The 17,929-nt window shown below is 70.8% G+C and carries 15 protein-coding genes and 2 tRNA genes; 4 read left to right on the top strand and 13 right to left on the bottom strand.

Translation table 11 applies throughout. The annotated features are described in order from the left end of the window. Positions 1 to 35 precede the first annotated feature (35 nt). The 5 genes from QPK52_RS18260 to QPK52_RS18240 form a co-directional block, all read right to left on the bottom strand. Positions 36 to 1,055: a rod shape-determining protein gene (locus tag QPK52_RS18260; RefSeq protein ID WP_279948674.1), complete on the bottom strand. Its 1,020-nt coding sequence runs from the start codon at positions 1,053 to 1,055 to the stop codon at positions 36 to 38. A 284-nt stretch (positions 1,056 to 1,339) separates the two neighbouring features. Next, entirely contained in the window at positions 1,340 to 1,753 is a 414-nt protein-coding gene (ndk, locus tag QPK52_RS18255) for a nucleoside-diphosphate kinase (protein WP_410538550.1), read from the bottom strand. A 156-nt stretch (positions 1,754 to 1,909) separates the two neighbouring features. After that, positions 1,910 to 2,251, bottom strand: coding sequence for a DUF4233 domain-containing protein (locus tag QPK52_RS18250; RefSeq protein WP_410538549.1), 342 nt, complete (start codon positions 2,249 to 2,251; stop codon positions 1,910 to 1,912). A gap of 6 nt (positions 2,252 to 2,257) precedes the next feature. Continuing rightward, positions 2,258 to 3,817, bottom strand: coding sequence for a bifunctional tetrahydrofolate synthase/dihydrofolate synthase (folC, locus tag QPK52_RS18245; protein WP_410538548.1), 1,560 nt, complete (start codon positions 3,815 to 3,817; stop codon positions 2,258 to 2,260). Positions 3,818 to 3,919: 102 nt separating this feature from the next. Then, positions 3,920 to 6,568, bottom strand: coding sequence for a valine--tRNA ligase (locus QPK52_RS18240; RefSeq protein WP_410538547.1), 2,649 nt, complete (start codon positions 6,566 to 6,568; stop codon positions 3,920 to 3,922). A gap of 132 nt (positions 6,569 to 6,700) precedes the next feature. Between QPK52_RS18240 and QPK52_RS18235 the strand changes: the two genes are divergently transcribed. Further along, positions 6,701 to 7,654, top strand: coding sequence for a hypothetical protein (locus tag QPK52_RS18235; protein WP_410538546.1), 954 nt, complete (start codon positions 6,701 to 6,703; stop codon positions 7,652 to 7,654). 88 nt (positions 7,655 to 7,742) lie between these two features. Here the strand turns inward: QPK52_RS18235 and clpX are convergent, their stop codons facing one another. From clpX to QPK52_RS18210, 5 genes are all read right to left on the bottom strand, one after another. Then, on the bottom strand, positions 7,743 to 9,038 hold the full coding sequence (clpX, locus tag QPK52_RS18230; RefSeq protein ID WP_093654456.1) for an ATP-dependent Clp protease ATP-binding subunit ClpX: 1,296 nt from the start codon (positions 9,036 to 9,038) through the stop codon (positions 7,743 to 7,745). A 180-nt stretch (positions 9,039 to 9,218) separates the two neighbouring features. After that, positions 9,219 to 9,905: an ATP-dependent Clp protease proteolytic subunit gene (locus tag QPK52_RS18225; protein ID WP_410538545.1), complete on the bottom strand. Its 687-nt coding sequence runs from the start codon at positions 9,903 to 9,905 to the stop codon at positions 9,219 to 9,221. Positions 9,906 to 9,969: 64 nt separating this feature from the next. Then, on the bottom strand, positions 9,970 to 10,572 hold the full coding sequence (locus QPK52_RS18220; protein ID WP_177213868.1) for an ATP-dependent Clp protease proteolytic subunit: 603 nt from the start codon (positions 10,570 to 10,572) through the stop codon (positions 9,970 to 9,972). A gap of 254 nt (positions 10,573 to 10,826) precedes the next feature. Continuing rightward, the gene (gene tig, locus QPK52_RS18215) at positions 10,827 to 12,215 is read right to left on the bottom strand and encodes a trigger factor (protein ID WP_410538544.1); all 1,389 of its coding nucleotides are present in this window, start codon (positions 12,213 to 12,215) and stop codon (positions 10,827 to 10,829) included. A gap of 98 nt (positions 12,216 to 12,313) precedes the next feature. Next, positions 12,314 to 12,390, bottom strand: a tRNA-Pro gene (locus QPK52_RS18210). 113 nt (positions 12,391 to 12,503) lie between these two features. On the opposite strand from QPK52_RS18210, the gene QPK52_RS18205 reads away from it, so the two are divergent. Further along, positions 12,504 to 12,574, top strand: a tRNA-Gly gene (locus tag QPK52_RS18205). Between the two features lie 105 nt (positions 12,575 to 12,679). Here QPK52_RS18205 and QPK52_RS18200 read toward each other — a convergent pair. Beyond that, on the bottom strand, positions 12,680 to 12,874 hold the full coding sequence (locus QPK52_RS18200) for a hypothetical protein (protein WP_093654442.1): 195 nt from the start codon (positions 12,872 to 12,874) through the stop codon (positions 12,680 to 12,682). A gap of 502 nt (positions 12,875 to 13,376) precedes the next feature. Here QPK52_RS18200 and QPK52_RS18195 point away from each other — a divergent pair. Continuing rightward, positions 13,377 to 14,615 carry an acyltransferase family protein gene (locus QPK52_RS18195; RefSeq protein ID WP_410538543.1) on the top strand — a complete coding sequence of 413 codons (1,239 nt, stop codon included), beginning with the start codon at positions 13,377 to 13,379 and terminating at the stop codon, positions 14,613 to 14,615. Between the two features lie 16 nt (positions 14,616 to 14,631). On the opposite strand, the gene QPK52_RS18190 is transcribed toward QPK52_RS18195, so the two are convergent. Continuing rightward, entirely contained in the window at positions 14,632 to 15,348 is a 717-nt protein-coding gene (locus tag QPK52_RS18190) for an endonuclease V (RefSeq protein ID WP_410540377.1), read from the bottom strand. Positions 15,349 to 15,406: 58 nt separating this feature from the next. Continuing rightward, positions 15,407 to 16,561: a PP2C family protein-serine/threonine phosphatase gene (locus tag QPK52_RS18185; RefSeq protein ID WP_410538542.1), complete on the bottom strand. Its 1,155-nt coding sequence runs from the start codon at positions 16,559 to 16,561 to the stop codon at positions 15,407 to 15,409. A gap of 113 nt (positions 16,562 to 16,674) precedes the next feature. On the opposite strand from QPK52_RS18185, the gene QPK52_RS18180 reads away from it, so the two are divergent. Beyond that, on the top strand, positions 16,675 to 17,904 hold the full coding sequence (locus QPK52_RS18180; protein WP_410538541.1) for a GNAT family N-acetyltransferase: 1,230 nt from the start codon (positions 16,675 to 16,677) through the stop codon (positions 17,902 to 17,904). Positions 17,905 to 17,929 lie beyond the last annotated feature (25 nt).

Genomic DNA, 17,929 nt, shown 5'->3' with positions numbered 1-17,929 from the left:
GGGGGCGGCGCGGCGGGGACCGGCCGGGCCCGGCGTCACCGCCGCGGCTGGGCGTCGAGCACCTGCTGGAGCGCCTCGAACTCCTCGACGCACTTGCCCGAGCCCAGCGCCACCGAGTCCAGCGGGTCCTCGGCGATGTGGATGGGCATGCCCGTCTCGCGCCGCAGCCGCTCGTCCAGGCCGCGCAGCAGGGCGCCGCCGCCGGTGAGGACGATGCCGCGGTCCATGATGTCTCCGGAGAGCTCGGGCGGGCACTTGTCGAGGGTGGTCTTCACCGCGTCCACGATGGAGTTGACGGGTTCCTCGATGGCCTTGCGGACCTCGGAGGCCGAGATGACCACGGTCTTGGGCAGCCCGCTGACCAGGTCGCGGCCGCGGATCTCGGTGTGCTCGTCCTCCTCCAGGTCGTACGCCGAGCCGATCGTGATCTTGATGCTCTCGGCCGTGCGCTCGCCCAGCAGGAGGCTGTACTCCTTCTTGATGTGCTGGATGATCGCGTTGTCCAGCTCGTCGCCCGCCACCCGGATGGACTGCGCGGTGACGATCCCGCCGAGGGAGATCACGGCCACCTCGGTTGTGCCGCCGCCGATGTCGACGACCATGTTGCCCGTCGCCTCGTGGACCGGCAGCCCCGAACCGATGGCGGCCGCCATCGGCTCCTCGATGATGTGCACCTGGCGGGCGCCCGCCTGGGTGGACGCCTCGATGACCGCGCGTCGCTCGACACCGGTGATACCGGAGGGGACGCACACGACCACACGGGGGCGCGCGAGGTAACGCCGCTTGTGGATCTTGAGGATGAAGTAGCGGAGCATCCGCTCGGTGATCTCGAAGTCCGCGATCACCCCGTCCTTGAGGGGGCGGACCGCCACGATGTTGCCCGGGGTGCGGCCGATCATCTTCTTCGCCTCGGCGCCGACCGCGAGGATTCCGCCGGTGTTGGTGTTGATGGCGACGACCGATGGCTCGTTGAGGACGATCCCGCGACCCCTGACGTACACCAGCGTGTTGGCGGTCCCGAGGTCGACAGCCATGTCACGGCCGATGAACGACATGTTGTTCGCCATGAGGATACGTCAGGCCTTCCGACTGGAGCGATGTGAGGGGAGGACGACAGCGTGCGCTGCGGGGCCCGGAGAAGTTTCCATCGTAGTCGCGCTCCTTCGAACGCGGTGAGAGGGTTCCTCCTCCGTCATTGTCGGCGGAACGCGGTTCATCCCCGTATGTGGTGACGTCGCGTCCGGGTGATTCGTTCCCTCGCGTGGAGGGCGAATTCACGTGGGGCGATCGAATTCCATCGATCGCCCCAGGTCAAGAGGTTCGCGTTTCTGGCACGCCGTCAGCCGTGGGAGGGGAAGAAGATCTTCAGCTCCCGTTCGGCGGATTCCTCGGAGTCCGAGGCGTGGACAAGGTTCTCACGCACGATCGTTCCGAAATCCCCCCGGATGGAGCCGGGTGCTGCGGCGATCGGGTCGGTCGGGCCGGCCAGGGCGCGCACGCCCTCGACCACCCTCTCGCCCTCGACGACCATCGCCACGGACGGACCGGACGCCATGAACTCCAGCAGCGGCTCGTAGAAGGGGCGGCCGACGTGCTCGGCGTAGTGCCGCTCCAGCGTGGCGCGGTCCAGCGTGCGCAGCTCCATCGCGCTGATCGTCCAGCCGGCCTTGCGTTCGATGCGCCCGACGATCTCGCCGATCAGGCCCCGCCTGACCGCGTCGGGCTTGAGGAGGACGAGGGTGCGCTGGCTCATGGTCGGCTGCTCCTTGGGGCTTTCACGTGTGTACGGGCTCTCACAAGTGCTCAGAGGCTACAGGGGGCCCTCCCGCGCTCCGTCGGCACCCGTCGGCACCCGTCGCGCGGTGCCGGCTCCGCGGTGCCGGCCGCGCGGGCCGGCAACGCGGACCGGTCAGGCGGCGCCGGCCCCCGCCGCGGAACGGGCCTTCGCCTCGTCGATCACCCGGCCGAAGTGGATCGACGCCCACCACAGCCCGGCGAAGACCGCGCCGAGGAAGAACATCGCCGGGACGGCGAAGCCGGAGGCGATCAGGCCGATCTGCAGCGCCCAGCCGAGCTGGAGCCCGCCGGGCCTGCCGAGCATCCCGCACAGCAGCAGGCACAGCACCATCGCCGTGCCGCCGACCGCCCACACCGTCCCCGCGGGCAGTCCGCCCAGCCGCGTCGCCACCAGGGAGGCGAAGCCGATGACGAGGAACTCGCCGATGAGCGTGGACGCGCAGAGCGTACGCACCGTGTGTCACCTGTCCTTTCCGAGCAGCAGCCGGGCCTCGCCGACGGTGAAGACCGAGCCGGTGACCAGTACGCCCGCGCCGGAGTACTCGCCCTCCTCCTCGGCCAGGGTGATGGCCGCCTCCAGCGCGTCGTCCAGCCGGGGCTCGACCTGGACGCGCTCCTCGCCGAAGACCTCCACCGCCAGCGCGGCGAGCTCGTCCACGTCCATGGCTCGGGGGGTGGCGTTGCGGGTGAGCACGACCTCGGCGAAGACCGGTTCGAAGGCCTCCAGCACCCCCCTCACGTCCTTCTCGGCGCTGGGGGCGACCACGCCGATCAGCCGGCTGAAGCCGAACGCCTCGGTGATCGCGGCGGCCGTCGCCTGGGCGCCCGCGGGGTTGTGCGCGGCGTCCAGCACCACCGTGGGACTGCGGCGCACCACCTCCAGTCGTCCCGGGGACGTCACGGAGGCGAAGGCGGTGCGGACGGCGTCGATGTCCAGGGTGCGGGCGTGCCGGGAGCCGATGCCGAAGAACGCCTCGACGGCCGCCAGCGCCACGGCGGCGTTGTGCGCCATGTGGGCGCCGTGCAGCGGCAGGAAGACCTCCGGGTACTCCCCGCCCAGGCCGCGCAGCGTCAGCAGCTGCCCGCCGACTGCGACCTCGCGGGAGACGACGCCGAACTCCAGGCCCTCACGGGCGACGGTGGCGTCCATCTCCACGGCCCTGCGCAGTACGACCGAGGCGGCCTCCACCGGCTGCTGGGCCAGCACCACGGTGGCGCCCCGCTTGACGATGCCGGACTTCTCCCCCGCGATCTCCTCGGTCGTCTCGCCCAGCCGGTCGGTGTGGTCCAGGGCGATCGGGGTGACGACGGCGACGGACCCGTCGATCACGTTGGTGGCGTCCCAGCTCCCGCCCATGCCGACCTCGACGACCGCCACGTCCACCGGCGCGTCGGCGAAGGCCGCGTACGCCATGCCCGTCATGACCTCGAAGAACGACAGCCGGTGCTCCTGGGCCGCGTCCACCATCTCCACGTACGGCCGCAGGTCCTCGTACGTCTCGATGAACCTCTCGGCGGAGATCGGCGCGCCGTCCAGGCTGATCCGCTCGGTCATGGCCTGGACGTGCGGGCTGCTGTAGCGCCCGGTGCGCAGGTCGAAGGCGCCCAGCAGCGCCTCGATCATCCGGGCGGTGGTGGTCTTGCCGTTGGTGCCGGTGATGTGGATGGAGGGGTAGGAGCGCTGCGGCTCGCCGAGCACGTCCATCAGCGCGGCGATCCGCGCCAGGGACGGCTCCAGCTTCGTCTCGGGCCACCGCCCCACCAGCTCGGCCTCCACCGCCCGCAGCGCCCGGTCCAGCTCCGGGTCCTCGGGCCGGGTCGGCAGCTCGCCGCCTCCGGCCGGCCCGGCCTGGGTGCGCAGGGTACGGCTGCCGGCCTCGATCACGGCGAGATCGGGGTCGCGGTCGGTCTCGGCGTCGATGATCTCGTCGAACCGCTCCAGGGGATCGCCGTGCTCCCCCTCCTCACCGGAGGCGTCGCCGGGGCCTTCGTGCGGGTCGTGCGGGGGCTGCTCACTCACCGTTTCAGTGTACGGAGACGGCGGTGGCCGCCGCGCCCGGGCCGGGCGCGGCGGCCACCGCTCTCTCGTCGTATCCGTCCCCCTACCCGCTCGCGGGGGTTCCTAGGCCTGCGGCAGTGCCTCCAGCTGGGCGGAGATCCGGGCGATGTCCGCCTCGGCCTGCTCCCTGCGGGCGCGGATCTTGGCGACCACGTGGTCGGGGGCCTTGGCCAGGAAGCCCTCGTTGCCGAGCTTGGCCGTGGTCTGCGCCAGCTCCTTCTCCGCCGCCGCCAGGTCCTTGGCCAGACGCTTGCGCTCGGCGGCGAAGTCGATCGCGCCGGACAGGTCCAGCTCCACCTTCGCCCCGGCCACCGGCAGGGACGCGGTGGCCCGGAAGTCCTCACCGGCCGGCTGCAGGCGCAGCAGGGAGCGGATGGCCGCCTCGTGCGCCACCAGCTCCGTCCCCTCCAGGGTGAGGCGGGCCGGGACGCGCTGGCCGGGCTGGAGGCCCTGGTCGGCGCGGAAGCGGCGGACCTCGGTGATCACCTGCTGGAGGGTGGCGATCTCCTGCTCGGCCGCCGTGTCGCGGAAGCCGGAGTCGGAGGGCCAGTCCGCGATCACCACGGACTCACCGCCGGTCAGCGTCGTCCACAGCGTCTCGGTGACGAACGGCATCACCGGGTGGAGCAGCCGCAGCGTGGTGTCCAGGACCTCGCCCAGGACGCGGGCGGAGGCGCGGGCCGCGTCGCCGCCCGCGGCGAAGGTGGTCTTGGACAGCTCGACGTACCAGTCGAAGACCTCGTCCCAGGCGAAGTGGTAGAGCAGGTCGGAGAGCTTGGCGAACTGGTAGTCGTCGTAGTACGCGTCCACCTCGGCCACGACCGTGTTCAGCCGGGAGAGGATCCAGCGGTCGGTCGCCGACAGCTCCTCGGGCGCGGGCAGGCCGCCCTCGACCGTGGCCCCGTTCATCAGCGCGAAGCGGGTGGCGTTCCAGACCTTGTTGGCGAAGTTGCGGGACGCCTGGACCCAGTCCTCGCCGATGGGGACGTCGACACCGGGGTTGGCGCCGCGCGCGAGCGTGAAGCGGACGGCGTCGGACCCGTACCTGTCCATCCAGTCCAGCGGGTTGACGACGTTGCCGAACGCCTTCGACATCTTCTTGCCGTGTTCGTCGCGGACCATGCCGTGGAGCACGATCTCGCTGAACGGCGGGGTGCCGTCCATCGCGTAGAGGCCGAACATCATCATCCGGGCGACCCAGAAGAAGAGGATGTCGTAGCCGGTGACCAGGGCGGAGTTCGGATAGAACTTCTCCAGGCTCTCGGTCCGCTCGGGCCATCCGAGGGTGGAGAAGGGCCACAGGCCGGAGGAGAACCAGGTGTCCAGGACGTCTGTCTCCTGGTGCCATCCCTCGCCGGCCGGGGGCTCCTCGTCCGGGCCGACGCAGACGGTCTCGCCGTTGGGGCCGTACCAGATCGGGATGCGGTGGCCCCACCACAGCTGGCGGGAGATGCACCAGTCGTGGAGGTTGTCGACCCAGCCGAAGTAGCGGGACTCCATCTCCTTGGGGTGGATGGTGACGCGGCCGTCGCGCACCGCGTCGCCGGCGGCCTTCGCCAGCGGGCCGACCTTCACCCACCACTGCATCGACAGCCGCGGTTCGATGGTCGTCTTGCACCGCGAGCAGTGGCCGACGGAGTGGACGTAGGGGCGCTTCTCGGCGACGATGCGCCCCTCGGCGCGCAGCGCGCCGACGATCGCCGAGCGCGCCTCCAGCCGGTCCAGGCCCTGGAACGGACCGTGGGCCGTGATCACGGCGTGCTCGTCCATGACCGTGATGCTCGGCAGGTCGTGGCGGCGGCCGATCTCGAAGTCGTTCGGGTCGTGCGCCGGGGTGACCTTGACGGCACCCGTGCCGAACCCGGGGTCCACGTGCTCGTCGGCGACGACCGGGATGCGCCGGCCGGTGAGCGGCAGTTCGATCTCGGTGCCGACGAGGTGGGCGTAGCGCTCGTCGTCGGGGTGGACGGCCACGGCCGTGTCGCCGAGCATCGTCTCGGCGCGTGTGGTGGCCACGACGATGGAGTTCTCGCCCTCGCCGTAGCGGATCGAGACCAGCTCGCCGTCCTGGTCGGCGTACTCCACCTCGATGTCGGAGATGGCCGTCAGGCAGCGCGGGCACCAGTTGATGATCCGCTCGGCGCGGTAGATCAGCTCGTCGTCGTAGAGCCGCTTGAAGATCGTCTGGACGGCCCGGGAGAGCCCCTCGTCCATGGTGAAGCGCTCACGCGACCAGGCGACGCCGTCGCCCAGCCGCCGCATCTGACCGGAGATCTGCCCGCCGGACTCCGACTTCCACTGCCACACCCGCTCGACGAACGCCTCGCGGCCCAGGTCGTGGCGGGACTTGCCCTCCTTGGCCAGCTCGCGCTCGACGACGTTCTGGGTGGCGATGCCGGCGTGGTCCATGCCCGGCTGCCACAGCGTCTCGTGGCCCTGCATCCGCTTGCGGCGGGTGAGGGCGTCGATCAGCGTGTGCTCGAAGGCGTGGCCCAGGTGCAGGCTGCCGGTGACGTTGGGCGGCGGGATGACGATCGTGTACGGCGGCTTGTCGCTCTTGGCGTCCGCCTCGAAGTAACCGCGCTCTACCCAGCGCTCGTACAGCTTCCCCTCCACCTCGGCCGGAACGTACTGGGTCGGCAGGTCGGCATGGGCGCTGTTCGACGGCTCCGCCCCCGCGGGGGTCGGGCTCTGCTGAGTGTTCTCGGTCACGACGGCCAGTGTACGGGCGGCCGTGCGGCGGTCTCGAACCGGTTTGGGGGTCCGGGTGACGGGGGAGCGCCGGGGTCCGCCAGGATGGGACGGCCCATTCGTGAACGTGTCCGACCAAGGGGGAGCCCCAGCGTGAGTCACAACCAGCCGCCGCCGCAGCCCGGTCCGTACGGTCAGCAGCCGCAGCCGCCGTACGGCGGACCTCAGCCGGGGTACGGAGGCCCTCAGCCGGGGTACGGCCACCCGCAGCAGCCCGGCATGCCGCCGCAGGGGCAGCCGGGATACGGAGGCCCGCAGCCGGGTTACGGCCACCCGCAGCAGCCGGGCTTCCCCCAGCAGGGCGGCTGGGGGCAGCCGGGTTACCCGCAGCAGCCCGGCGCGTACATGCCCCCGCCTCCGCCCGGTGGCGGCAAGGGCAAGACGATCGGCGCTCTGGTGGCCGTCCTCGCGGTCGTCGGCCTGGCGGTGGGCGGCTACTTCGTCTTCTCCGGCGGCGGCGGCAGCGACATCGCCGACGACGGGCCGCACAAGTTGATCGCCCCCGAAACCGTGCTCGGCGGTGAGTACAGGAAGGCCGGCAGCGGGGGCCTCACCGACAGCGACGTCGAGGAATTCGAACAGTTCGGGGTCGAGGGCGCCCAGGGTGTCGGCGGCAACTACACCTCCGGGGAGGCCGCCACCCAGAAGAGCATCCAGTTCCAGGGGGCCTGGGGGAAGATCGACGACCCCGAGGCGGTCATCGACGCCATGTTCTCGAAGCTGGAGAAGGAAGCCGACGAGGATCCCACTCTCGGCGGCGGGGGAACCGCCAAGCTGGTGGGCGAACCGGAGAAGGTGTCCCCCGCCGGACTGGAGAACGCCGTCATGAAGTGCCAGGCGATCGAGTTCACCGGCGGTGACTCCTCCACCGGCATCGGCGGGAAGGGACTCTCCGTGCCGTTCTGCATCTGGGGCGACCACAGCACCGTCGCGTACGGGGGGTACAGCGATGTCTCCGCGATCTTCGGCGGCAAGGGGCTCTCGCTCGACGGAACCGCCGACATCATGACGAAGCTCCGCAACGACGTGCGCGTCAAGGCAGATTGACGCAGGGCCGCGTGCGGCGGGGGCCGCCCGGAATCCTTCCGGGCGGCCCCCGCCGCACGTTCACCTGCCGCGCGTCCGCGCGCCGGCGCTACGCGCTCTTCTCGCGCGGCCCCTGGCCCTGCTCGCGCTCGCCGCGGGAGCGGGGCACCAGGGTGGGGTTGACGTTGGAGTGGACGACGTCCTCGGTGATCACCACACGCGCCACGTCCTTGCGCGAGGGCACCTCGTACATCACCGACATCAGGACCTCCTCCATGATCGCGCGCAGACCGCGCGCCCCGGTGCCGCGCAGGATCGCCTGGTCGGCGATGGCCTCCAGCGCCGGGCGGTCGAAGTCCAGCTCCACGCCGTCGAGCTCGAACAGCCGCTGGTACTGCTTGACCAGCGCGTTGCGCGGCTCGACCAGGATCTTCAGCAGGGCCTCGCGGTCGAGGTTGTGGACGGAGGTGATGACCGGCAGACGGCCGATGAACTCCGGGATCATGCCGAACTTGACCAGGTCCTCGGGCATGACGTCCTCGAACTGGTTGCTGGCCTCGATCTCGCGCTTGGAGCGGATCGTGGCGCCGAAGCCGATGCCCTTGGCACCCGCCCGGGACTCGATGATCTTCTCCAGCCCGGCGAAGGCGCCGCCCACGATGAACAGCACGTTCGTGGTGTCGATCTGGATGAACTCCTGGTGGGGGTGCTTGCGCCCGCCCTGCGGCGGCACGGAGGCGGTGGTGCCCTCCAGGATCTTCAGCAGCGCCTGCTGCACGCCCTCGCCGGAGACGTCGCGGGTGATCGACGGGTTCTCGCTCTTGCGGGCTACCTTGTCGATCTCGTCGATGTAGATGATCCCGGTCTCGGCCTTCTTCACGTCGTAGTCGGCGGCCTGGATCAGCTTCAGCAGGATGTTCTCGACGTCCTCGCCCACGTAGCCGGCCTCGGTCAGGGCGGTGGCGTCGGCGATGGCGAAGGGGACGTTCAGCATCCGGGCGAGGGTCTGCGCCAGCAGTGTCTTGCCGGAGCCGGTGGGGCCCAGCAGCAGGATGTTGGACTTGGCCAGCTCGATGCCGTCGTCACGGCCCTGCGAGCCGCCGTTCTCGCCCGCCTGCACCCGCTTGTAGTGGTTGTAGACGGCGACGGAGAGCGCCTTCTTGGCGGCCTCCTGGCCGACGACGTACCCCTCGAGGAACTCGTAGATCTCGCGCGGCTTGGGCAGCTCGTCCCAGCGCATCTCGGAGGTGTCGGCGAGCTCTTCCTCGATGATCTCGTTGCAGAGGTCGATGCACTCGTCGCAGATGTAGACGCCCGGCCCCGCGATGAGCTTCTTCACCTGCTTCTGGCTCTTGCCGCAGAACGAGCACTTGAGCAGATCGCCGCCGTCACCGATGCGTGCCACGAGGTGCTTCTCCTTCGCCTGGGATCCGTCGAGTTCCGCGAACCCGGGTGCTTGCTCTGGGCCTTGGCGGGGGCGGCCCCCGGACCCCCTATGACGGTACCTTGCCCGGCCCCCTGAATGGGCCCCCCTCGGACCGACTCGACCCGAGGGGGGCGGAAATGTTCGGGAGAATCCGCGGACTCAGCCCAGCCCCACCGAGGTCTTGCGGGTGGAGATGATCTGGTCGATCAGGCCGTACTCCAGCGACTCCTCGGCGGTGAGGATCTTGTCGCGCTCGATGTCCTGGCTGATCTGCTCGATCGCCTTGTTGGAGTGCTTGGCGAGCATCTCCTCCAGCTGGGTGCGCATCCGCTGCACCTCGTTGGCGGCGATCTCCAGGTCGGAGACCTGGCCGCGGCCGGTCTCGCTGTACGGCTGGTGGATCAGGATCCGCGCGTTGGGCAGCGCCATCCGCTTGCCGGGGGTGCCGGCGGCGAGCAGCACGGCCGCGGCGGAGGCGGCCTGGCCCATGCAGACGGTCTGGATGTCCGGCTTGACGAACTGCATCGTGTCGTAGATGGCCGTCAGCGCCGTGAAGGAGCCGCCGGGGCTGTTGATGTAGACCGAGATGTCGCGGTCGGGGTCCATCGACTCCAGGCACAGCAGCTGCGCCATGACGTCGTTGGCGGAGGCGTCGTCGATCTGCACACCGAGGAAGATCACGCGCTCCTCGAAGAGCTTCGCGTACGGGTCGTACTCCCGCACGCCCTGCGAGGTGCGCTCCACGAAGCGCGGAACGACGTAGCGGGACTCGGCCGACGGCCCGGCGTAGCGGGCCTCGAGGCGGTCGTGGATCCCGGCCCCGGGGAAGCTGTGCTGACTGTTCATGTGGCGGTACACCGTTCTGGAGAGATGGACTGGCTGCGGTGTCGAGCTGCGGGACGTCAGGCGCTCACGCGCCCGTACCGCCGCCGCCCGGAAGCTGCGTGGCGGAGCCGTAGACCTCGTCGATCAGGCCGTACTCCTTGGCCTCCTGGGCGGTGAACCAGCGGTCGCGGTCGGCGTCGCGGGTCCACTGCTCCTCGCTCTGGCCGGTGTGCAGCGCGGACAGCCTCGTCATCTTCTTCTTGGTGCGCAGCAGCTGCTCGGCGTGGATCTTGATGTCCGAGGCCGAGCCCGCCAGGCCCGCGGAGGGCTGGTGGATGAGGATCTCCGCGTTCGGCAGGGCGAAGCGCTTGCCGGGGGTGCCCGCGCTCAGCAGGAACTGGCCCATGGAGGCGGCCAGGCCCATGGCGATGGTCACCACGTCGTTCTTGATGTACTGCATGGTGTCGTAGATCGCCATGCCGGCCGTGATCGAGCCGCCCGGGCTGTTGATGTAGAGGTAGATGTCCTTGTCCGGGTCAGCGGCCAGGAGGAGCAGCTGAGCGGTGATCTTGTTGGCGATGTCGTCGTCGACCGGCTGGCCGAGGAAGATGATCCGCTCGTTGAGCAGCCGGTTGTAGACCTGGTCGCCGAGGCCACCGATGGTCGGCTCGGTGGCGGCGGAAGGCATCGGAAGCGTCACGTGTCCACCTGCTCGTGTACGGACGGCCGCGGTCTGCCGCAGGGCCGTCTCTGGGGTCTTCGTCTGTACTTGGACCCTAACGCGCGGGTCCGACTGCGCCATCCCGGTCCGAGAACTGTTCGCTGTTAGCGCAGGGAGCGTTCCCGCAGGTGGGGTCGGCGTGTTCCGCCGTACGCGAACGGGCCCGCACGCGGTGTCGCGTACGGGCCCGTCCGGCCGGTCGTGGGGCGGGGCCCCGCGGATCAGCCCTCGGACTTCTCGCCGCTCTGCTCGGCGGGCTCGGCGGAGGCGTCGGCGGACTCGGCGGACTCCTCGTCCTCCTCGTCCTCCATGGAGACGGTCTCACCGTTGGTGTCGGTGACCTTGGCGGCCTCGACGACGACCGCGAGGGCCTTGCCGCGGGCGACCTCGCCGACGAGCATCGGCACCTGGCCGCCCTCGACGACGGCCTGGGCGAACTGGTCGGGGCTCATGCCGGAGGACTGGGCGCGCCGCATGAGGTGCTCGGTGAGCTCCTCCTGGTTGACGTTCAGCTTCTCCTTGCTGACCAGCTCGTCGAGGATGAACTGGGTCCGGATGCCCTTCTCCGCCTGCTCCTTGAGCTCGGCCTCGAACTCCTCCTCGGACTTCTCCTGCATCTTCAGGTAGGTCCCGAGGTCCATGCCGAGCTGCGCGAGCTGGTGGTTGACCAGGTTGTGCTTGCGGGTGTTGACCTCGTCCTGGAGGAGCTTCTCCGGGATCGGGACCTCGACCAGGGAGATCAGCGCGTCGAGCACCTTCTCCTGGGCCTGGGTGGCCTGGTCGTACTTCTTCATCCGCTCCAGGCGCTTGCGGCTGTCGGCACGCAGCTCCTCGAGGGTGTCGAACTCACTGGCGAGCTGGGCGAAGTCGTCGTCCAGCTCGGGCAGTTCGCGGGCGGAGACGGAGGTGACGTCCACCTTGACCTCGGCCTCGCGGCCCGCGGCGGAACCGCCCTTGAGCTCGGAGGTGAAGGTCGCGGAACCGCCGGCCTCCAGGCCGGTGACGGCCTCGTCGATGCCGTCCAGCAGCTCGCCGGAGCCGATGGTGTAGTCGATGCCCTTGGCGACGCCGTCCTCCAGGACCTCGCCGTCGACCCTGGCCTCCAGGTCGATCTTGACCACGTCGCCCTCGGCGGCGGGACGCTCGACGACGGTGGTGGAGGCGAAGCGCTCGCGGAGCTGCTCGACCGACTTCTCCACGTCCTCGTCGGTGACCTCGACGGCGTCGACGGTGACCTCGATGCCGGAGTAGTCGGGGATCTCGATGGAGGGGCGGACGTCCACCTCGGCGGTGAACGCCAGGAGCTCGTTGTCCTTGAGCTCGGTGATGTCGACCTCGGGCTGGCCGAGCGGGCTCAGCTCACCCTCGTTGACGGCGTCCTGGTAGAGCTTGGGAAGCGCGTCGTTGACGGCCTCCTCCAGGACCGCACCCCGGCCGAACCGCTGGTCGATCACCCGGGCGGGAACCTTGCCCTTGCGGAAGCCGGGCACGGTGACCTGCTGGTTGATCTTCTTGTACGCCGCGTCGAGGCTGGGCTTGAGCTCCTCGAAGGGCACCTCGACAGTGAGCCGAACCCGGGTGGGGTTCAGGGTCTCCACGGCGCTCTTCACGGTCGGTCTCCTTGGGGGCTGACTGCTGGGACTTCGTACTTCTTGTGGGGCGCCCCGCACGCAGACACGACACAGACAGGCGCGTCTTTCATAGTACGTGGTCGGGGTGGCCGGATTCGAACCGACGGCCTTCCGCTCCCAAAGCGGACGCGCTACCAAGCTGCGCCACACCCCGTCCGTGCGACACGTAGAGTACATGCCGTACGATGCGGAGCGTGCCGCACGCGGTTCACGGTCGGCCGGCTGCGATCTGTATGATCTGCCTGCCCCGTGGACGACGGCGGCGCTGCGGGCGTAGCTCAATGGTAGAGCCCCAGTCTTCCAAACTGGCTACGCGGGTTCGATTCCCGTCGCCCGCTCCGAAGGAGAACGGCCCGGTCCTCGGTGAGGACCGGGCCGTTCTCCGTTTCCACGTCTCCAAGCTCTTTTTCCGCGCCCGGGCGAGGCGGTCGTCCGGGCGCGGCTCAGAAAGTGATCTGGTTGATCGACTCGGCGAGCGAGTCGAGGAAGCGGTTGATCGACGGGGCGATGCCCGTCGACGCCAGGAAGAAGCCGAAGAGGATCGCGACGAGCGCGGGCCCCGCCTTCAGCGAGCCGCTGCGCATGAGAACGACCATGATGATCGCCAAGAGCAGCACCACAGACAGTGAAATGGCCACAACTGATCACACCCTCGGTCGCAACGCCTCTGCGCCGGCCGCGCCGGCCCGGGAACCCTCCACCGCGTCCCCGGCGTGACCATCGTGCCACCAACTGCCGCGTCAGTGGAGGCAGGTGAAGGATCGACGGGCCCCGGGCGTGTCAGCGGAGCGGGCCGGCCGGAGCGCCCCACCGGACGCCGGCCGGATCGGTGCAGCACACACCGGTGTTTCGGATCGGTTCTGCCGAGAACATTCCCGATAACTTCACCACTGGAATTCGGTGACGCCGCGGCCCGCGCCGCACGGAGAAACACCCCGCGGGAAAGAACAGCACCCCCTTGAGGGACAAGTCCGACATAGACGGAAGGAAAGTGCGAGCAAATGGAACTTAGCGGACATATAGCGGAAGAGTCTCCTGCCCGCCCGCCGTCCAGGGTGCACCGGCCGCAATTCCCCGCTCAGGGGGTGGTGAGACCTCCCCGGATTTACCTCCGGATGGATTCCCACTAAGGTGCGGCAGATGTTCCACGTCGGCCATGAGCGCTCCCCGCTCCCTCCCGCCAGACCCGGCGCGTCCGCACCGTCCGTGCCGTCCGCGCCGTCCGCCCCGGAGGCCGTCCGGCCCGGGCCGGGAAGCGGAGCGGGAGCAGCCAAGCAGCGGGACGCCTTCTTCGACAACGCCAAGTTCCTGGCGATCGCGCTGGTCGTGGTGGGGCACGCCTGGCGGCCCGTGATCGACGACTCGCGGGCGGTGCTGGCGGCCTACAACTTCGTGTACGCCTTCCACATGCCGGCCTTCATCATCGTCTCCGGCTACTTCTCCCGCAGCTTCGACATGCGCCCGGGCCGGGTGCGGCGGCTGGTGACCGGCGTACTCGTGCCGTACCTGATCTTCGAGACCGCCTACAGCCTGTTCAAGAAGGCGGCGGACTCCCCGGACCACCCCATAAGCCTGCTCGATCCCTGGTACCTGACCTGGTTCCTGATCGCGCTGTTCGTGTGGCGGCTGACGACCCCGCTGTGGAAGACGCTGCGCCGCCCCCTGCCGATAGCCCTGGGCATCGCCCTTCTGGCCTCCGTCTCACCCGACATCGGCAACGACCTGGACCTCCAGCGGGTGCTGCAGCTCCTGCCGTTCTTCGTGCTCGGGCTCTGCCTGCGGCCCGAGCACTTCGAGCGCGTGCGGCAGCGCGGGGTGCGGCTGCTGAGCGTGCCCGTGGCCGCCGCGGCGCTGGTCTTCGCGTACTGGTCGGGGCCCCGGATGAACTTCGAGTGGTTCTACCACAACAGCAGCGGCCAGGAACTCGGCGTGCCCTGGTGGATCGGCATCGCCATGAACCTCGCAATGTTCGCCTGCTCGCTGGTGCTGTCCGCCTGCTTCTTCGCCTGGGTCCCCCGGCGCCACATGTGGTTCACCGCGCTGGGCGCGGGGACGCTGTACGCCTACCTGCTGCACGGCTTCCTGGTGCAGGCCTCGCGGATCTTCGAGTGGTACGACGCGTTCCCGTGGATCACCACGCCGGCCGGCATCGTCGTGCTGACGATCGGCGCCGCGGCCCTGGCGGCCGTGCTGTGCAGTTCGCCGGTGCGGCGGACGTTCCGGTTCGCGGTGGAGCCCAAGATGGACTGGCTCTTCAAGCGGGACGCCGCCGAGGCGGCCCGGCAGCGCACCGCCGGACCAGCAGGGTCCGGTGGGCCGGCCGAGCCCGCCGGGGCGGCCAGGACGGCCGGGCCCGCAGAGACCGCCGGGTCGCGCTGACCGCCCCGCACGGGGCTCATCGCTCCGCGGCGCCGTACGGCTCCCGCAGGCCCTCCCTGATCTCCCTCAGGACCCTGCGGCTGAGTCCGTCGGCGCCGCGCGTCGTCTCCGGCAGCCGGTAGCGCGGGGCGAGACGCAGGGTGTGGGCGCAGGCGTGGTCCAGGCCGATTCCGTGCCCGGCGGAGACGAACACCGGTCTGACGCCGGGCCGGGTGCGCAGCGCGCGGCCCACGGTCTCGGGCGGGACGGACCGCCGGTCCAGCAGCGGCGAGGCGTCGCCCCGCCGCGGCCCCGGCTCGGTGTGGTCGAAGACGAAGGGCGACTTGGCGACACCGAAGCACGGCAGCCCGGTCAGCACGCCCAGGTGCACCGCCAGCCCGGCCCGCCGGGGATGCGCGTAGCCGTAACCGTCGCAGACCACCAGATCGGGTGGTGTGCCGAGCTTCTCCAGCGCGGCCAGCACCGGCGGCAGCTCGCGGAAGGCGAGCAGCCCGGGGATGTACGGGAAGCGGCTGCGGCCGGTGTGGACCGCCTCCTCCAGGACCTCCAGGCTCTCCGCGTCCAGCACCACCGCCGCCGCGACCAGCAGGTCGCTCTCCTCGTCGTAGGTGACGTCGACCCCGGCGATGCGGCGTGCCCGCCCCGGTGCCGGTCCCGGGCCGACCGGGTCGGCCGCGGCCCGGATCCGCTCCTGCTCGGCCACCGCCTCCGCCTCGGTGACCGGCCACCGCAGGGCTCCGCCCGCCGTGTCCGGCGCCCCGGCCGCGCCTCCCCCGGCGGCCGCCGCGCCGTCAGTCACGGCGGATCAGCAGCAGGGCCCGGTCGTCGTTGACGTCGCGGGCGACGGCCTCGATCAGGTGCCAGGCCGCCCCCTCGAAGCCGGCGACGACATAGCGGTCGGCCTCTCCCGTCAGCCGGTCGATGCCCTCGGCAAGCTCCCGGTCGGCGGTCTCCACCAGGCCGTCGGTGAAGAGCATCAGAACGTCGCCCGGGCGCAGGCTGCCCTTGACCGCGTCGAACCGGGCGCCGTCGTAGACGCCCAGGAGCGGTCCCTCGGCGTTCTTCTCCTCCCAGCGGCCGCTGCCCGCGTTGAGCTGGAGGGCCGGGACGTGGCCCGCGGAGAACAGCTCGTAGTCGCCGCTGTCGAGGTCGAGGACGAGGTGGACGGAGGTCGCGAACCCCTCCTGCCAGTCCTGGCGCAGCAGGTAGTCGTTGGCGGCCGGGAGGAACGCGTGCGGGGGCAGGGAGCCCAGCAGCCCGCCGAAGGCGCCGGACAGCAGCAGGGCGCGGGAGCCCGCGTCCATGCCCTTGCCGGAGACGTCGGTGAGGACGGCCTCCAGGGTGCGGCGGTCGGGACCGGTGAGGGTGGCGACGACGAAGTCGCCGGAGAAGGACTGCCCGCCCGCCGGGCGCAGCGCCATCTCCCGGTGCCAGCCCGCGGGCAGCTTCGGCAGCTTGCTCTGGACGCGGATGCGCTCGCGCAGGTCGAACAGCATGGTGTTGCCGCGCCGCCAGGGGACGCCGACCCGGCTGCGGAACTGGGCGATCAGCAGCCCGGAGAGCCCGACCGCGCCCACCACCAGGACCGTCCCCGGCGTGACGCGGCCGGGCCCGGCCGTGTACGGGCCGAGCACGGTGGCCTCCACGATCAGGGCGCCGGCCGCGGCGGCGTACAGGACCAGCAGGCTGGCCGGGCGCAGCAGCAGGCCGCCCGCGATCACCGGCAGCACCAGGGCCTCGGGCGCGAACCACAGCGGCTCGGCGGTGGTGGCGTAGGCGAGGGCGGGGACGGTGGCGAGCAGGGCCGCGAAGGCGATCCAGTCGGATCCCTCGCCGCGGAAGTAGTCGACGGCGGAGCGGCGCAGGACGGTGCGGACCCGGTGGACGGTCTTGCGGACCTGGTACAACCGGGGCGCGGGAGGGGTCTTGCCCGTGCGACCTGCCATGTCAGGGACCTTATCCACCCGTTCGGGGGTCCGTCGATTCCCGGTATGGCGGACCTGAAACGGTGTTCGATAACCAGTCGCCCCGCCTCCACCCGCCTGATAGGGATGGGCGCATGACGAGTACGGATCTGCGAACGCTGCGCCCCGGGGAATGGGACGACTGGTACGGGAAGCTCGAACTGGCCTTCGGCGAGTCCGAGCCGCCCGAGGCCCGGGCGCTGTGGCGGGAGCTGACGGAGTTCGAGCGGTCGATCGCCGCCCGGGACGGGGAGGAGATCGTCGGCACGGCCGGCACGCTCTCCTTCCGCATGTCGGTGCCCGGCGGCGCGATCGTGCCCGCAGGCGGGCTGTCGATGGTCAGCGTGGCCGCCACGCACCGGCGGCGCGGCATTCTGACCGCCATGATGCGGCGGCAGTTGGACGACGTGCGGGCGGCCGGGGAGCCGCTGGCGGTGCTGACCGCCTCGGAGCCGGCGATCTACGGGCGCTTCGGGTACGGCGTCGCCGCCCGCCATGTGCGCGCGCGGATCGACACCGCCAGGGTGCGTCTGGAGTTGCCGCCCGGTACGGACGGGGTCCGGCTGCGGAACGCCGATCCGGTCGCGTCGCTGGAGGAGTGCGAGGCGCTGTACGCCCGCCGGGTGCCTGCCCGGCCCGGCATGCTGGAGCGGCGTCCGGGCTGGGAGCGGCAGGGCGTACTGGACCCCGAGGGCTGGCGGGAGGGCGCGTCGGCGCTGCGCTGCGTGCTGGCCGAGGCGGACGGCGGACTGCGCGGATACGCCCGTTACGCCGTCAAGCCGGAGTGGGACGCGGCCGGGCCGAAGGGCACGGTGGTGGTGCACGATCTGGAGGCGCTGGACCCGGTTGCGTACGCGGCGCTGTGGCGCTTCCTGTTCGAAATCGACCTGACCTCGGTGGTGGAGGCGAAGTCCCGCCCGGTGGACGATCCGCTGCTCCACATGGTCAGCGACGTCCGGCGGTGCGAGCTCCTCCTGCGCGATCTGCTGCACCTGCGCCCGGTGGAGGTGGGCGCGGCGCTGGCGGCCCGCCGCTACGCGGCGCCGGTGGACGTGGTGCTGGAGGTGGAGGACTCCTTCTGCCCCTGGAACACGGGGCGCTGGCGGCTGACCGGCGACGCCTCGGGCGCCTCCTGTGAGCGCACCGGTGACGCCGCCGAACTTGCCCTGGGGCCGCGGGAGTTGGGCGAGGCGTATCTGGGCGGGACGTCCCTGGCCGCGCTGGCGGGCGCCGGACGGGTGCGGGAACTGCGTCCCGGGGCGCTGGCCGGGGCCGCGACCGCGTTCGCCTGGCCCGTCGCGCCGTGGCTGCCGCACGGCTTCTGACGGCTCGGGCGCACCCGCCGGGCCC

Origin of the sequence: Streptomyces sp. KL2, assembly GCF_046529545.1 — a bacterium.
Taxonomy (GTDB): domain Bacteria; phylum Actinomycetota; class Actinomycetes; order Streptomycetales; family Streptomycetaceae; genus Streptomyces; species Streptomyces radiopugnans.
Note: the sequence above shows the minus strand (reverse complement) of the source record. Positions and strands in the feature narration are given on the sequence as shown.

What these genes read in the sequence shown, in the direction of transcription:
- QPK52_RS18260 (WP_279948674.1), bottom strand. Translation starts at nt 1,055, where the DNA reads ATGTCGTTCATCGGCCGTGACATGGCTGTCGACCTCGGGACCGCCAAC.
- ndk (WP_410538550.1), bottom strand. Translation starts at nt 1,753, where the DNA reads ATGAGCCAGCGCACCCTCGTCCTCCTCAAGCCCGACGCGGTCAGGCGG.
- QPK52_RS18225 (WP_410538545.1), bottom strand. Translation starts at nt 9,905, where the DNA reads ATGAACAGTCAGCACAGCTTCCCCGGGGCCGGGATCCACGACCGCCTC.
- QPK52_RS18220 (WP_177213868.1), bottom strand. Translation starts at nt 10,572, where the DNA reads ATGCCTTCCGCCGCCACCGAGCCGACCATCGGTGGCCTCGGCGACCAG.
- QPK52_RS18195 (WP_410538543.1), top strand. Translation starts at nt 13,377, where the DNA reads ATGTTCCACGTCGGCCATGAGCGCTCCCCGCTCCCTCCCGCCAGACCC.
- QPK52_RS18185 (WP_410538542.1), bottom strand. Translation starts at nt 16,561, where the DNA reads ATGGCAGGTCGCACGGGCAAGACCCCTCCCGCGCCCCGGTTGTACCAG.
- QPK52_RS18180 (WP_410538541.1), top strand. Translation starts at nt 16,675, where the DNA reads ATGACGAGTACGGATCTGCGAACGCTGCGCCCCGGGGAATGGGACGAC.